This window comes from Shewanella sp. SR44-3 (assembly GCF_014163735.1).
In the GTDB taxonomy this organism is placed as follows: Bacteria; Pseudomonadota; Gammaproteobacteria; order Enterobacterales; family Shewanellaceae; genus Shewanella.
In genome coordinates, this window is sequence record NZ_JACJDV010000042.1 from 14,038 (window position 1) to 31,106 (window position 17,069).

Genomic DNA, 17,069 nt, shown 5'->3' on the forward strand with positions numbered 1-17,069 from the left:
TGTATTTTGTCTTTATTGCCTTTCGTTCCATCCCTATGGTTATATTCGTCTCCGAGTAATTTTATGCCTTAAAAAGGCATAGAAAAATTACCGTATAACAATATAAAGATTTTTCTGGGAGTTATGAAATGCAAACTAATTCAATATTAGCCAAAGCGGTTCGCTTTGCGCTAGTAAGTGGCGCTGCCGTATCAGCTACGACATCTTTTAACCTTGTAGCAGAAGAACAAAACACTTCTGTACAGCAAGTTGAACGTATCGCGGTTACTGGTTCTCGTATCATTCGCGAAGGCGCAGTAGCTCCAACACCGGTAACCGTTATCACTGGTGATGAGCTACTTTCAACAGGTGTGACTAACATTGGTGAGGCTTTGAACCAATTGCCTGCTTTAGGTAGCACATATTCATTAGCTAACTCAGGCAGATTTATCGGCACTTCAGGTCTTAACTTACTTGATTTAAGAAGCATGGGCACTGCTCGTACATTGGTTCTTGTAAACGGTAAACGCCATGTTTCTAGCTCTGCAGGCACCTCATCTGTAGACGTTAACACTATTCCAAGTGTATGGATCGATAAAGTAGAAGTGATTACCGGTGGTGCTTCTGCAATTTACGGTGCTGATGCTGTAACTGGCGTAGTGAACTTTATCTTAAAGAAAGACATCAATGGTTTTGACGTTTCAGCAACAAAAGGCTGGGCTGATGATAGCGGCCACAATAAAGACCGTTTATCGCTTTCTTATGGTACAGACTATGCTGAAGGTAAAGGTAACGTTGCCTTTGCTGTAGAATATAGTGCACAAGAGCAATTAAGAGCCTTTGATCGTGAGCAGACTTCTGTTCCTTTCTCAAGCCTTAAAAATACCACTCGCCCTCTTGATGCCAATGGTAAGCCAATCGATTCAAACAACCCTTCAGATCCTGATAAATTTTTCACACCTAATGCTGGTCACTACAGCATCAGCAATGCTGGTACTTTCAATTTAGGTGGATGGAAAACATTTAATCCAGATGGTTCAATCAAAAATGTCTATTTAGGTCAAAATGTTGATAGCATTTATTGCTCTGATTGTGATGTGACTAATCTAAACCAGTTCACTGAATTACAGCCTGAGTTTGAAAGATACAACATTAACTTCAAAACTAACTATCAACTAAATGATGATAATAATGCTTATTTTGAAGCTAAATATGTGAATAGCCAATCAACAGATGAAGGCCAACCAGCATTCTTTTTTGGTAATAAACTTAATGACGTCAAAATAGACAATGCATTTATCAACCCTGAACTCGTTGCATTAATGCAAGCGAATAAAGATAAAGACGGCAAGGCAGCCCCATTAAGCTCTATTAACATTCGCCGTTTCATGACAGATTTGGGTGCTCGTATTGAAGATGATACCCGAGAAACTCAACGATATGTGATGGGTTTAGAAGGCTTAGCTTTTGAAGATTGGGACTATGATGTTTATGCGGTTTACGGTCAAACAGATCTAAAGCGCGTCAATAAAAACAACTTAATTAAAGCCAATTATGCCAACGCACTTGATTCAGTACTGCTAAATGGTGAGGCTGTATGCCGTGATGAAGCGGCACGTGCGGCTGGCTGTGTTCCAGTAAATATTTTTGGTTTTGGTGCGCCTAGCCAAAGTGCAGCGAACTATATCAATACAGTTTCAACGGGTACATCAGTTATCAAGCAAACCGTATTGGGTGGCACGCTAACCAATTCAGGTCTGTTTGAATTACCAGCTGGTTATGTCGGGTTCTCAACGGGTGTTGAATACCGTAAAGAGCAAAGTGAAGTTTTCGAACCAAGCAATGCAGCTGGCACATTCTTCAATGCCCTAGGTGAAGATAAAGGTGAGTTCGATGTCAATGAAGTGTTTGCAGAAACAAGCATTCCATTACTTGCTGATTTACCTATGATCCGTCAATTAGATCTAGAATTGGCGATTCGTTTTGCTGATTACAGCACCATTGGCAATGCCACAACCTGGAAAACAGGCTTAAGCTGGGAAGTGGATGAAGAAATTCGCGTCCGTACGACTTATGCTGAAGCGATGCGCGCACCCAATATCAGTGAGCTTTATGGCGCGCCAAGCCAAACATTCTTCGATATTAAAGATTCATGCCGCGTAAAACATCTAGATGTCCTAGATGACTCAGCGCAAAGACAAACAAATTGTGCAGCCTTAGGTGTTCCTGCTGGCTTTGACCCTGATTACGATTCTAAAAGAATTGAAGGGCTTAGTGGTGGCAACCAAGAGCTAAAAGCTGAAGAATCTACAAGTTATACCTTAGGTATTGTGTATCAGCCAGATTTTATCGAAGGGTTATCTATCACCACTGACTACTGGAACATTGCCATTGATAATGCCATCAGTTCTGTTAGTGCTCAAGATATTATCGACCGCTGTGTTGATTCAAAAACAGGTGTTAATAACGAATACTGTAACTTAATTACTCGTGATTCAAGCAGTAGTGAAATTACTCAAATTCGTCAATCATCACTTAACATCGCATCACTAGAAGCTGCAGGTATCGACTTTGATATCGGCTACAACTTTGAAGTATTTGATGGTGATGTACGTACTAACCTAATTGCAACTCGCCTACTAAAGCGTAAGGACTTCTCTTTCCAAGATGAGCCTAATACTTTTGAAGAGTTATCAGGCACAGCTGGTTATGCAAAATGGCAAGCAAACTGGAGTACAGGTTATTCAGTTGATAGCTGGGACGTTAACTGGAGAACCCGTTATGTTGAAGCGGTTAACTTATATACCAGTAAGTCTTTAGCACTTAATGCTAACCCGAATAGCAGGATGGAGTATGGTAGCTATTTCATTAGCGACATCGCAGTTGCGTACAACTTTGATTCTGGGGTTATATTGAAGTTTGGTATTGATAACGTATTTAACCGTGACTTACCTTATGGTTCAACTGGTACTGATAGTGATACTGGCGCTTACGATAACGTAGGCCGTTTCTTCCATACGACAGCTAGCTACAAGTTTTAACCGTCTAACTAGACAGTTTTATCTTTGCTAAAAAACGGCATCTTAGGATGCCGTTTTTATTCTCCCCTCGGAAATATTGACTTAGCTAAGCACTCATTTAATATTGATTTTTCTTCACGCCAAAAAATGTGATCTAGGCCTAAGCCTAAATTAGCCAATAGTCATAGACTGTTGGACCAATCCCTTACCTCCTTAAGATCTGTAATCACTTTTTATGATGCATTATTCCCTAAAACAAATGACAGTATTCGATGCCGTTGCAGATTTAGAAAGCGTCAGCGCCGCCGCCAAAAAATTATCCATGAGCCAATCTGCCGTTAGCATGTCATTAGGCCAATTAGAACATTTGCTTGATAGACCCTTATTTATTCGCCAAGGTAATCGCCTTATATTAAGCCATTGGGGCCAATGGCTTAGGCCTAGGGCGCGGCGTTTATTGCAAGATGCCCAGCAAATAGCCTCAGGGTTACATGATCAACAAATTATCAGTGGCACACTAAGGCTATGTGCAAGCCAAACGGCAGCTGAGCATTTATTACCTGGACTCATCAGCCAAATAGACTGTGATTTTCCAGAGCTGAGAATTGCACTTACGGTTGAGAATAGCGATAAAGTCGTGCAGGCTTTATTAGACTATCAATGTGATTTGGGCATCATCGAGGGCCGCAATGACGATAGCCGTCTGCATCATGAGCACTGGATAGATGATCATTTAGTGGTTATTGCTTCAGCTAGGCATCCTTTCGCCCAGCATAAAAACAACAGTCTAGCCCAATTAGAACAAGCAACCTGGGTCCTGAGGGAGCAAGGAGCAGGTACTCGACGAATTTTTGATGCGGCTATTCATGGATTAATAGACAAACTCAATGTGTGGAAAGAATATGAACAAATTCCGCTGTTAAAAGCATTAGTCAAAAAAGGTGCCTATTTAACGTGCTTGCCTTACCTTGATGTGGAAAAAGACCTTGCTTGTGGCGAACTGGTGATCCTTTCGACCCCCGAACTAAACTTGAAACGCCACCTCTCATTTATTTGGCGTCATGATAGCGGCGATAATCCACTGCGGGATTGCTTCATAACCCAAGCAAAACGTATCAAAAAGGCACACTTCACCGACCGGTAACACTTAATTTTCCACACGATTAGCTCTAGTTAAAGCCTGTAACAGACACTGTTATTATTTCTATACATTCCCCTCCCAATTACGTCTATGCGCCAAGGTCTAGTCATCCACTTAGGCGCTTCGCTCTCTCAGAGATTGCAATTCAGGCAGACACTCTGCAATGTTATTGGTTATTTAAACTCGGGCCCAATAGCATTGTTCAATATGATACTGACTATCAATATAACTGATAGAAAATTCACCCGCTTATTTCACTGCATCATGCCAAATCCTCCCCTTAAAATACTGAGTGAGCATGAGCCACGGCAAAGCTCCTCCTCTACCAGCCGTTAGCTATGCTTAAAAGCCCAACAAAACCGAGCTCAAGTTGTTAACTAGCTCCCATTTCAATGAAACAAAACAACAAGTTTATTGATAGCCAGTGATGACCAATATGGGCTGTGCTAAAATCCACGAGGTAAATTGGTCTTACCAAGTTAAGACTTTTTAAAAAAATTAAGCAACACCCAAAAATAGAACTAAGCTGAGACTCGATAATGCAGGATGCACTCGGCTGTTTTCCCTAGGATGGATCATTAAGTTCTTTGCGGAGAATGAGAAATTATGTCAGACACAGTCAGTAAATCAGAAAGTGAAACTGTAACAGCAAGTTATAGCGAGCTTCATCGTCCTGCGAGCGAGTTTGAAAGCCGTGAGGCCTATTTAGAAAATGAGCTAAAGATCATGCAGCCACGGCGCTGGGGATTAAACCTTCCTGGACGTGACTTTCGTTTCGAGTGGGAAGACTTAGTCCCTGCTATTGCTGGCACCATAGGCATCACAGTGATGTACTCTGCCGTTATGGCCGCCTGGGCTGCAGGCCTTAGCGAGAAATGGGAGCATGTTAATTTAGGCGCCGAATTTGCTATTCAAATTGTTCGTGTTGAAATGCTTATTCCAGCACTCTTGTTTTGCATTATCAGCTCAGGTTTCATTAACCCAAGGGCAAACCTTGGCGGTAATCATGGTCCTATGATCCCGCTTATTGGCACCATCGCCCTTGCTGGTGCTCATCCATTAGCTTTGGCCATCTTGATCGGTGTATTTGGGCTTATTCTCAGTTATCTCAAAGGCGGTTCTAAACTCGTTAATCTCACCAGTAGTGGTGTCGCCGGCGGTTTATTGGTCTTTCTAGGTTTCATGGGCGCTAAGAGTCAAATTGGCTCACTGTTTGATTGGGCTGGCGGTTTACAAGCTAAGCACAGCCTGGATTATTCCTTAGGATATGTGGCCTTCGCCATCTTGTTAGTGAATGTCATTCTATACGCCGCGCTAGCTAAATACGGCAAACGCTGGCTTGCCATCCCCCTATGCTCAATCATGGCCATAGTGCTGGCATTCGCCCTAGGTGCAGGGCTTGATTTACAATTTACCACGGCGCCTGGGATCCCAAATCTAAATCCTGTCTATTGGTGGGGCTCAACCGAGCACGGTTGGATGCTAGGTTTACCTAATGCGGCGCACTTCATCGCCTCACTGCCCTTTGCTATTTTGGCAGTGGCCATGTGGTCACCTGACTTTTTAGGCCACCGTATTTTCCAAGAACTTAACTACCCAAAAGGCGCAGAAAAAGTGTTGATGGATGTTGATGACACTATGACCACCTGCTCAGTAAGACAGATGGTAGGTACCGCTGTAGGTGGGGGTAATATTACCTCTTCTTGGGGAACCTATATGATCCCTGCCGCTATTGCTAAGCGTCCAATTCCCGCCGGCGCTATCTTGCTAGGCGGCTTATGTATTGTTGTTGCTATCATAGGTTACCCTATGGATATCACTGTCTGGCGCCCTGTGATGTCAATCGCACTTTTGGTCGGGGTGTTTCTACCATTACTTGAAGCTGGACTGCAAATGGTGAAAGACACCACCAGCAGCCAAGCCGCCGGCATTTGTATTTTTGCCGCCTTTGTGGCAAATCCTGTACTTGCATGGGCACTGACTATGCTTCTGGATAACAACGGGTTGATTGGTGATAAGGAAAGGCCTAAAAGTCTTTCGTTTGCCGACCGCATCGTGATCCCAGGGCTTGCATTCGTGATTTGCCTCGCCGCCATGTTAGCGGTAGGTATGATAGAAGGTATTCCCGCACTGCTCTAGAATAAAGCTCAAGCCGTATCCAACGCTTGCTGCTAGGCTAACAATACCAGACTGTTAAGATTAGACTCATAATATCAGGCAGTTCATCAGTACGATAAAAACAGCGAAATCTCTTGGGATTTCGCTGTTTTTGCATAAATGCTATGACATCGGCCCATAATGAACAGCGGCGCTTTTTTTTTTGCGTCAACAAATGGACTATTTTGTTAGCCAGTTAACAGTTTCAGCTTTTAGTCAGTGAAACCTGAGTGGTTATACGTGCCAGACCTCCATTGCTGTGCTAATATTTTTACATGGTTAATTGGTCTTACCAATATTTCGATTCACCTATTTAAATAAGCCATACTAAAATTCTAGTGACATGCCCTAGATAACAGAATTCAAAAAACTTTACGGTTTGCCTCATGCTCTGTTTCAGTCACATTGAAATAACTAGGCATCCGCTGTAATCAACCAGAGGATTAACAGATGAAAGACAACACCACATTATTTGCCAACGCATGGGAAGGCTTTAGCGCTGGCGATTGGAAGACTGAAGTCAATGTTCGCGACTTCATTCAACAGAACTACACCCCTTATGAAGGCGATGATGAATTCTTAGCAAGCGCGACCGACGCCACCACTGAATTGTGGAATAAGGTCATGGAAGGCATTAAGCTTGAAAACTCAACTCATGCCCCTGTGGATTTTGATACTGACAAAGTATCAACGATTACTTCACATGATGCGGGCTACATTAATAAAGCTCTGGAAACCATTGTCGGCCTACAAACTGAAGCACCACTTAAACGTGCCATGTTGCCAAATGGTGGCATTCGCATGGTTGAAAGCTCATGCAAAGCTTATGACCGTGAGCTTGATAGCAATATTAACTACATCTATTCAGAGCTGCGCAAGACTCACAATCAAGGTGTATTTGATGTTTATACCCCAGAAATTATGGCATGCCGTAAATCCGGTGTATTAACAGGGCTACCTGATGCATACGGCCGTGGCCGCATTATTGGTGATTATCGCCGTATCGCGTTATACGGTATTGACTACCTAATGCAAGATAAGCTTGCCCAGTTCACTTCATTACAAGCGCAGTTTGAAGCCGGTGAAGAGTTATCTTCAGTGATCCAATTAAGAGAAGAAATCTCTGAGCAATACCGTGCTCTTGCACAAATGAAGCAAATGGCAAGTTCATACGGGTTTGATATTTCAGTGCCTGCAGCATCGGCACAACAAGCCATCCAGTGGACTTATTTTGGTTATTTAGCTGCGGTTAAGAGCCAGAATGGCGCTGCTATGTCGCTTGGTCGTACTTCAAGCTTTTTAGATATCTTTATTGAACGCGATCTGAAGAATGGCATCATCACTGAGCAACAAGCTCAAGAAATGGTTGACCATTTCGTGATGAAACTACGTATGGTTCGTTTCTTACGTACCCCAGAATATGATGAGTTATTCTCTGGCGATCCAATTTGGGCGACTGAGTCTATTGCGGGTATGGGTGTTGATGGCCGAACGCTTGTGACCAAATCAAGCTTCCGTTTCTTGCACACTTTATACAACATGGGCCCAAGCCCTGAGCCAAACATCACAGTGCTTTGGTCGAAAAAGCTGCCACAGGCATTCAAAAACTATTGCGCTAAAGTCTCAATCGACACTAGCTCAATTCAGTATGAAAACGATGATCTAATGCGTCCTGATTTTGACTCAGACGATTATGCCATCGCCTGCTGCGTAAGCCCTATGATTGTAGGCAAACACATGCAGTTCTTTGGCGCGCGAGCCAACTTAGCCAAGACCATGCTATACGCCATTAACGGCGGCGTGGATGAAAAGCTTAAAATTCAGGTAGCACCAAAAACAGCACCGATTGCAACAGAAGTACTTGAATTTGATGACGTGATGACACGCTTAGACAGCTTAATGGATTGGCTAGCCACCCAATATGTCACCGCCCTCAACTCAATCCACTATATGCATGACAAGTATTCTTATGAAGCCGCATTAATGGCACTTCATGACAGAGATGTACGCCGTACTATGGCTTGTGGTATTGCCGGGTTATCGATCGCAGCCGATTCATTATCAGCAATCAAATATGCCCAAGTGAAGCCCATTCGTGACGAGGACGGCATTGCTATTGATTTTGATATTCAAGGTGATTATCCAAAATTTGGTAATAACGATGCCAGAGTCGATGACATAGCGTGTGACTTAGTTGAACGCTTTATGGCGAAAATTCGTGATAAGAAAATGTATCGTAATGCTATCCCGACTCAGTCAATTTTAACCATCACTTCAAATGTGGTTTACGGTAAAAAAACTGGTAACACCCCAGATGGTCGCCGCTCTGGTGCACCATTTGCTCCAGGTGCGAATCCTATGCATGGCCGTGATGAAAATGGTGCTATAGCCTCATTAACCTCAGTGGCAAAACTGCCTTTTGCTCATGCTCAAGACGGGATTTCTTATACCTTCTCAATCGTACCTAATGCTTTAGGTAAAGATGACAAAGGCCGCAGCGTTAACTTAGCAGCCTTGATGGATGGCTACTTTACCAGTGGTCCAAATCGCGAAGGAGGTCAGCACTTAAACGTCAATGTGATGAATAGAGAAATGTTAGTGGATGCCATAGCACACCCTGACAAATACCCTCAACTCACCATTCGTGTTTCAGGCTATGCAGTAAGATTTAATTCACTGACCACAGAGCAACAACAGGATGTGATCACTAGAACCTTCACCCAAGGCCTCTAGAAACTGTTAAAATAAGCTGCACTTTTCATTAAGTGCAGCTTTTTTGCTTTTATCTGCGGAGTAATCACCACTATGACCTTAGGTCGAATACATTCAACGGAGTCCTTTGGTACTGTCGACGGGCCAGGAATACGTTTCATCACTTTTATGCAAGGCTGCCTGATGCGCTGCCTGTATTGCCATAATCGCGATACCTGGGATCTTGATGGTGGAAAAACCGTATCCGTGCCAGAGATAATGGCACAAATATTAGACTACAAACCCTTTTTAGACGCCAGTGGTGGTGGTGTTACCGCCAGCGGCGGCGAAGCTATATTGCAAGCAGAGTTTGTCAATGAATTGTTTCAAGCCTGCAAAGACAATCAGATCCACACTTGTCTAGACACCAATGGTTTTGTGCGTAAATACACCCCTATTATCGACGAGTTACTCGATAATACTGACCTAGTGCTACTAGACATTAAGCACATGGATGATGATAAGCACATAGCGCTCACCAAGGTGAGTAACCAACGTACGTTAGAGTTTGCTCAACATTTAGCTAAACGTGGCCAGAGAACTTGGATCCGCTACGTGGTTATCGATGGTTTTACCGCCGATGAGGCGGCTGCGATTGCACTGGCTGACTTTATCAAACCTATGGCTAATGTAGAAAAAGTAGAATTACTGCCTTACCACCAGCTTGGCGCCCATAAATGGCAAGCATTCGGTGAAAGCTACAGCTTGTCCCATGTCAGCCCGCCAACAAAGGAGACCATGGATAAGGTTAGCGCCGTCTTCAAAACGCGAGGGATTAATGTCAGTGACTAATCTTAAGACTAAAATGAGCACTGGCGTTGATTGGTATAAGGTACGGTTTAGGTAAATTTGGTCTCAGTTAAACATAAGCTGATTTATAATTGTTCCCAGTAATGGCTGTCTAAGCGTTCAAACGCCAGCTTTAGAATTTTAGCCATATCAAGGTAACAAGCCTTAGCGCCTAAAGGTTGGCAAGCGATGCCCATGGCGCTGAGTTTACCGCTTAGTTGGTTGCCCCAATCGAATAAACTTAGCGGCAGTGGATGACGAGCGCGCCAACCCAGCCAAAGTAATCCTTGAATAGGTAAGCTAATGATAAATAATGACATGGCAACAGCTTGAGGCAAAAAGTCCCAACCTAGTAGGTAAACTTGAGAACAAGCCACTAAAATGGCTAACAGTGGCAAAGTGTTAAGTGCTAATTGCGTTGCCTTAACCACACGATACTCGGGGAAGTAAAACCCCAATTGTTTGACCATAGGCCAAGTTTTCATGTAGCGGCGACCATCGCCTAAAAGCGTAAAGGAAGAAAGACTCAATCAGGGTCACTCAAATTATGATTCATAGATGCACAATAGCATAAGTCGGGGAATAGCCCCAATGCCAGGTTTAGGCATCATCTGGCCTATTAAGGCCTGTGAGCCGATGAATAAGAATTTTTTTATAAATTAATCAATGATTTTCAATTTTAAACTTTCGACTTAAAAAGGCGTAAATATGTCAGATAAATTAGTATTAGTCCTTAATTGTGGTAGCTCATCATTAAAGTTTGCTGTCATCGATGCCTTGACTGGCGACGACCATATCTCAGGCCTTGCGGAATGTTTTGGCTTAGAAGATTCGCGCATCAAATGGAAATGTAACGGCGAGAAATCAGAAGCGAAACTTGGTGCTTTTACTGCGCACAGAGAAGCGGTTGAGTTTATCGTGAATAAAATTCTCGCAGCTCAACCTGAACTTGCAGCAAAAATTCATGCTATCGGTCATCGTATTGTCCATGGTGGTGAGAAGTTTACCCGTTCAGTTATCATCAACGATGACGTTATCCAAGGCATTGAAGATTGCGCGTCACTGGCGCCACTGCATAACCCGGCTCATTTGATCGGTATTCGCGCCGCCATGGCCTCTTTCCCTGGATTGCCACAAGTAGCGGTATTCGATACTGCGTTTCATCAAACCATGCCTGAAAAAGCCTTCGTGTACGCCCTGCCTTACAAGCTTTATCGCGAGCATGGCATTCGCCGTTATGGCATGCATGGCACCAGCCATTTATACGTCAGCCGCGAAGCGGCAAAAGTTATCGGTAAAGACATTAAAGATACCAATGTTATTTGTGCTCACTTAGGCAATGGTGCCTCGGTCACTGCAATTAAAGGCGGCAAGAGCGTTGACACTTCAATGGGCTTAACGCCCCTTGAAGGCTTAGTCATGGGCACTCGCTGTGGCGATCTTGACCCTTCTATCATCTATCACTTAGTCAAACAGCTGGGTTACACCTTAGATGAAGTTAACAACCTACTGAATAAACAAAGTGGTTTGTTGGGGATTTCTGAGTTAACTAACGATTGCCGCGGCATTGAAGAAGGCTATCAAGATGGTCACAAAGGTGCCACCTTGGCACTGGAAATCTTCTGCTACCGTTTAGCGAAATACATCGCCTCTTACACTGTGCCATTAGGCCGTTTAGATGCGGTTATCTTCACCGGGGGTATTGGTGAAAACTCAGATCTAATTCGCGAAAAAGTGCTTAATTTATTAGAGATTTTTAACTTCAGCGTCGATAGTGAACTCAATAAAGCTGCCCGTTTTGGCAAACAAGGTATTATCACCAAACCAGGCAGCACCCTCGCGATGGTTATCCCAACAAATGAAGAATGGGTTATTGCAGAAGATGCCATGAAACTTGTTATGGCCTAAGTGCTAATCTTGAGCCATTTTACTGCGGCTATAATGCCGCAGTGCATCATTTTTGATTACTCATTCAGCAACAGAGGTTTTCATGTCACGTAATATTATGCTGATCCCAATAGGCACTGGGGTGGGTCTGACCTCCTTAAGTCTTGGTATGGTACGCGCTTTAGAACGCAAAGGCGTCAAGGTGCAATTTTTCAAACCTATTGCTCAAATTCGCTCCGGCGATAAAGGGCCTGAGCGTTCTACGACTATTTTAAGCAAGTCCCCTACGGTTAACCCCCTTGAGCCTTTCTCCATGGAAGATGCGGAGAACTTAATTCGCTCAGAGCAAACCGATGTATTGATGGAGCAAATTATTGCCCGGACAGCTCAGTGTGCCAGTAATACTGAAATCTTAGTCATTGAAGGCTTAGTGCCCACTCGTTCGCACCCATTTTCCGATGATATCAATTATGAAATAGCCAAAGCTCTCGATGCCGATGTGATTTTTATCGCCACCCCTGGCAACGATACAGCCAACGGCTTAATGAACCGCTTAGAAATTGCTTACAACTCTTGGGGCGGCAGCAAAAACAAACGCTTAATTGGCGCTATCATCAATAAAATTGGTGCTCCAGTTGATGATGAGGGCCGTGCACGTCCTGACTTGTCAGAAGTATTTGACCACCAAGGAGTTAAACATTCTGATACCGCGGGCATGTTCCAGCTTCCAGGGAAAAGCCCGCTGCGGATCTTGGGCAGTGTGCCTTATAACTTAGATCTGGTGTCTCCACGAGCGTCTGACCTGGCAAAACATTTAAACGCTCGCATCATTAATGCCGGTGAAATGAATGTACGAAGAATGCGCAAAGTCACCTTCTGTGCCCGCAGTATTCCCAACATGGTTACCCACATTAAGACCAACTCTTTATTGGTCACCTCAGGCGATCGCTCAGATGTTATCGTTTCAGCCTGTCTTGCTGCCATGAATGGCGTCAAAGTAGGGGCATTGCTGCTCACTGGTGGCTATCAGCCTGAACCTGAAATAATGAAACTGTGTGAACAAGCCTTTGAAACGGGTCTACCTGTGTTTCTTATTGATACCAATACTTGGCAAACTTCACTTAATATTCAGCGCTTTGATCATGAAGTGCCTGTGGATGACGCCGTTCGCATTGAAAAAGTGCAAGAGTTTGTCGCCAGTCATATCGATCAAAATTGGATTGAGAGCGTCACTCAAGACTCACCTCGTGAACACAGACTGTCGCCACCAGCGTTCCGCTATAAACTAACAGAACTTGCACGGGCTGCGAAAAAAACCATCGTGCTCCCAGAAGGTGAAGAACCTAGAACCATTAAAGCAGCATCCATTTGTGCTGAGCGCGGTATTGCCAAATGTGTTTTATTGGGTAACAGAGAAGAAATCGAACGCATTGCTTCATTGCAAGACGTGAAATTGGGTGAAGGCATTGAGATTATCGATCCTATTTTTGCCCGTGAAAAATACGTTGAAGCTATGCTGCTCTTGCGTAAAGGCAAAGGCTTAACTGAAGTTGTCGCCAAAGAGCAGTTAGAGGACAACATGGTGCTGGGCACCATGATGCTGGCTCAAGATGAAGTGGATGGTATAGTCTCTGGTGCAATTAACACCACAGCCAACACCATACGTCCGCCGCTGCAATTAATTAAAACAGCACCTGGCTCAAGCTTAGTCTCATCTATATTTTTTATGTTGATGCCAGATCAAGTCTTAATTTATGGCGATTGCGCCATTAACCCTGATCCTAACGCTGAGCAGCTTGCGGATATTGCGATTCAATCGGCAGAATCAGCCAAAGCATTTGGCATTGAGCCTAGGGTTGCCATGATAAGTTATTCAACGGGTAACTCAGGTACTGGTTCAGATGTAGACAAAGTACGCGAAGCCACCCGTATTGCAAAAGAGAAACGTCCTGATTTAATTATCGATGGCCCACTGCAATATGATGCAGCTGTGATGCCAAACGTAGCCCGCTCAAAAGCACCTGATAGCCCTGTAGCCGGCAAGGCAACCGTATTTGTGTTCCCCGATCTCAATACAGGTAACACTACCTATAAAGCGGTGCAGCGAAGTGCTGATTTGATCAGTATTGGCCCTATGCTGCAAGGCATGCGCAAGCCTGTGAATGACTTATCACGAGGCGCATTAGTGGATGACATAGTCTATACCATTGCCTTAACCGCCATTCAAGCGGCGCAAAATGAGGCTAAATTAGCACTGGAAATTAGTTAAGTAAGTACAAAAGATTAAACGCTAACCCACCGCGGCGACTAGGATCTGAACACACTCTGAAAACAGCGGTTATTCTGAAATTAATTAGCACTGCATTGCAGTGCTTTTTTTTACTAAAATAATGTTTGCACCAAGATATTGGCGCTAATGAGTTATTTTAAATGATGAGATTAGCAACAAGAAAACCTAGGGTGGTAAAATTTAACCAAAACATAAATCGCATAAATAACATAAGCTTAAGAAAGTTGTTAGAAGTCTTCAACACACTTACCCACAGATTCTGTGGATAACATTATCCGTGAGGAGACTGATTTCAACGCGAGTTTGAGTCATTGTTCAACCTGCATTAATATATGTCATTAATTTGACCTCAAGTCAATCCAAAAATAGCCGATTAACTCCAGCAAGTAAAATCTAAAAAGCTACCTGTTACCCTAGCTTGCTATAACTTGGTTAAATCAGGATACTAACAAAAAAGGCAGTATTGGCTTAAGCCAGTAGCAACTCTCATAAGCCGTTTATGTTCAGCATAAATCTCACTTAGCAAATTAAAATAAGAAAATACCTATGTCTAGAATTATCATCTTGCTATTATTTATTCTTCAAGGTTGTGAACAAGCCGAAGAAATTCAACTCTCTCCAGAAGAAGTCTCATTGGGGTTTTTCTCTGCTATCTATATTGATAGAGACGTCGAAAAAGCCAAACCCTTCGTCACTGCGGAACTGCAAGAGTTACTTGAACATTACTATATAGCCGCCTCAGTACAACGTCACGTATTAGGGCTGTCGATGACAGACGTTAGTATGTCTATTGATGAAATTGATATCGATTTTTTCCGAAAGTTTACAGATGATGTTACTGTGATCATCAAAATGGTCGGTAAAAAAGGCGGGAAGCATTGGGTTGACGACAGAACCATCCGACTGCATAAACGCGGCAAACGCTGGGTCATCGTTGAGTTTCTGCCAGAGAGGGGGAGAAGGTAAAGCCGTTGTTAATCGCACTTTAAATTGTACTACAGTCTAAAAAGTCATCTAAAACATCCATAAAAAAAGCAGCTTAATTAAGCTGCTTTTTTATTCTCACTGAGCTAATGCTCGTTCACTCTTTGCTTACTCTTCTTCAGTAGGTAAAGACGTTAAAACATCATCTTTTACTTGGTAATAAGCGCTTTCGTATTCATGAACTTCCATTTTAACTCCGTTATAAGTGTTATGTAGGGTACAGGATCTGCCTTCAGGCTATTCTCTATGGAACTGACATGCTCCTGAAAAGAAATGTTCAATCATTCTTTCTGTTGCTGATTATAACAAGCCTCACATACAGTTCACAGTCGGAGTTACACAAAACTTTCAGAACAGTAAGTTCTGTCAGCAAAAATATAACAGAAACTGACCGTTTTATAAAAAAAACTGAAATAACAACAAAATTAGCATCAAAAAATGGCCTTTCACCACCACGTTTATTCACATAAAAACAACATCTGATTCATTAGCACTTGACGAAGTAATTTTTTTGTTCAATATATAAACTATAGCAATCCCCTAAACTGGATACGCTTCAAATTGGGATGAAGTGATTACTTAGTATATTAAGTATGTGTTGGGCCGAATTGGGTGATTGATATACAAGCTGTACATTTATATACAGCAATTGTCGAGCTTAGTGTTGTACGCTAAAAAAGGATAATTACAATGATGTTGAATCACTTAATGGGACTCTACACTCATCCAAAAGAAGAGTGGCACACAATTGAAAAAAATCATGAAGCGGTTAAGAGCAGTTTAAGCCATGTATTGCTTATCGCCCTCATTCCAGCAATCTGCTCTTATTTTGCAACGGTTCACATAGGCTGGAATCCTGGTGTAGGCGAATTATTATTTCTGACCAGTAAAAGCGCGATGTTTATGTCGGTAGGCATGTACTTTGGACTCTTAGGCGGAGTGTTTGCCTTAGCTTATCTCGCTTACTGGATGGCTCACACCTTCGACGCTAATCCGACTTACACTCAATCTCTTGAGCTTGCAGCTTACACCGCAACGCCATTGTTTATGGTTGGGTTTGCCGCATTATACCCAGTATTATGGTTTATCATGCTTATCGGTTTAATTGGGGTGACCTACTCAGTATATTTACTTTATGCAGGGGTGCCAATTATCATGAATATCCCCGAAGAAAAGGGCTTCATTTATGCAAGCTCTGTGGTGACTGCAGGTCTTGTACTGCTTGTCGCCTTAATGGGCTCAAGTGTTATTCTATGGAGTCTAGGCTTTGGCCCTATGCTGCAATAAGTGAATTAACTGACTAAAGCTATTAGGGTGCTGAATAAAAAAACACCCAACTGTAATGCCGCTCACTTAAAAAGAGCGGCATTTTTATTTTTGTCACGCGTTCATTTTCTCGACTGACGTTACAATAATGTAAATGGTTTTTCACTTCAATAATGGTAATCCCCCCATTTTTAACTGAGCTAAAAAGTAGAGACTTATGCCACTAGTGCCAGTTTTTGCTTTGGTCGGATACCACCAATTGCTGTATTGGGTCTTTCGTTGGGCCTTGTTGATCAAATCAGCCTTGGGGGGATGTATCGGAGGGATAGCTTGCTCTAATAAAAAGGATCTAGGGTTCAAATCCCTTTCCTTCATCCAACAAAAAAGCCTTATCATTACTGTCAGTTTTTACGTTTGATGTGCCGGAGGGATAGCTTGCTCTAATAAAAAGGATCTAGGGTTCAGATCCCTTTCCTTCGCCCAACAAAAAAAGCCTTATCATTGCTGTTAGCTTTTACGTTTGATGTGCCGGAGGGATAGCTTGCTCTAATAAAGAGGAACCCTAGGGTTCAGATCCCTTTCCTTCGCCCAACAAAAAAGCCTTATCATTACTGGCAGATTTTACGTTTGATGTGCCGGAGGGATAGCTTGCTCTAATAAAGAGGAACCCTAGGGTTCAGATCCCTTTCCTTCGCCCAACAAAAAAGCCCGCTATAAATAGCGGGCTTTTTTGTTGAATGTGGCGGAGGGATAGGGATTTGAACCCTAGAAGGGCTATAAACCCTTGCCGGTTTTCAAGACCGGT

Annotated in this window: 10 protein-coding genes; 9 read left to right on the forward strand and 1 reads right to left on the reverse strand. The window is 43.1% G+C overall.

The genetic code is table 11. The features are described 5' to 3' along the window. Nucleotides 1–128 precede the first annotated feature (128 nt). From H5073_RS15530 to pflA, 5 genes are all read left to right on the forward strand, one after another. Complete coding sequence (locus tag H5073_RS15530) at nucleotides 129–3,020, forward strand: TonB-dependent receptor domain-containing protein (protein ID WP_182680478.1); 2,892 nt, start codon at nucleotides 129–131, stop codon at nucleotides 3,018–3,020. Nucleotides 3,021–3,237: 217 nt separating this feature from the next. Continuing rightward, nucleotides 3,238–4,143, forward strand: coding sequence for a LysR substrate-binding domain-containing protein (locus H5073_RS15535; RefSeq protein WP_182680488.1), 906 nt, complete (start codon nucleotides 3,238–3,240; stop codon nucleotides 4,141–4,143). Between the two features lie 603 nt (nucleotides 4,144–4,746). Continuing rightward, a complete protein-coding gene (locus H5073_RS15540; protein WP_182680479.1) occupies nucleotides 4,747–6,279 on the forward strand; it encodes a DUF3360 family protein in 1,533 nt (510 codons plus the stop codon). A 468-nt stretch (nucleotides 6,280–6,747) separates the two neighbouring features. Next, nucleotides 6,748–9,030 (forward strand): formate C-acetyltransferase, encoded by a 2,283-nt coding sequence (gene pflB / locus H5073_RS15545; RefSeq protein ID WP_182680480.1) that lies wholly within the window; start codon nucleotides 6,748–6,750, stop codon nucleotides 9,028–9,030. A gap of 72 nt (nucleotides 9,031–9,102) precedes the next feature. Next, the gene (gene pflA / locus H5073_RS15550) at nucleotides 9,103–9,840 is read left to right on the forward strand and encodes a pyruvate formate lyase 1-activating protein (protein ID WP_182680481.1); all 738 of its coding nucleotides are present in this window, start codon (nucleotides 9,103–9,105) and stop codon (nucleotides 9,838–9,840) included. An 83-nt stretch (nucleotides 9,841–9,923) separates the two neighbouring features. Here pflA and yfbV read toward each other — a convergent pair whose 3' ends face one another. Continuing rightward, a complete protein-coding gene (yfbV, locus tag H5073_RS15555; protein ID WP_182680482.1) occupies nucleotides 9,924–10,367 on the reverse strand; it encodes a terminus macrodomain insulation protein YfbV in 444 nt (147 codons plus the stop codon). A gap of 178 nt (nucleotides 10,368–10,545) precedes the next feature. Between yfbV and ackA the strand changes: the two genes are divergently transcribed. The 4 genes from ackA to H5073_RS15575 all read left to right on the forward strand — a co-directional run bounded on the left by ackA (nucleotide 10,546) and on the right by H5073_RS15575 (nucleotide 16,285). Further along, the gene (gene ackA, locus H5073_RS15560) at nucleotides 10,546–11,745 is read left to right on the forward strand and encodes an acetate kinase (RefSeq protein ID WP_182680483.1); all 1,200 of its coding nucleotides are present in this window, start codon (nucleotides 10,546–10,548) and stop codon (nucleotides 11,743–11,745) included. Between the two features lie 82 nt (nucleotides 11,746–11,827). Beyond that, complete coding sequence (gene pta, locus H5073_RS15565; RefSeq protein WP_182680484.1) at nucleotides 11,828–13,993, forward strand: phosphate acetyltransferase; 2,166 nt, start codon at nucleotides 11,828–11,830, stop codon at nucleotides 13,991–13,993. Nucleotides 13,994–14,560: 567 nt separating this feature from the next. Continuing rightward, nucleotides 14,561–14,980: a hypothetical protein gene (locus H5073_RS15570; protein ID WP_182680485.1), complete on the forward strand. Its 420-nt coding sequence runs from the start codon at nucleotides 14,561–14,563 to the stop codon at nucleotides 14,978–14,980. Between the two features lie 708 nt (nucleotides 14,981–15,688). Next, nucleotides 15,689–16,285: a Yip1 family protein gene (locus H5073_RS15575; protein WP_182680486.1), complete on the forward strand. Its 597-nt coding sequence runs from the start codon at nucleotides 15,689–15,691 to the stop codon at nucleotides 16,283–16,285. Nucleotides 16,286–17,069 lie beyond the last annotated feature (784 nt).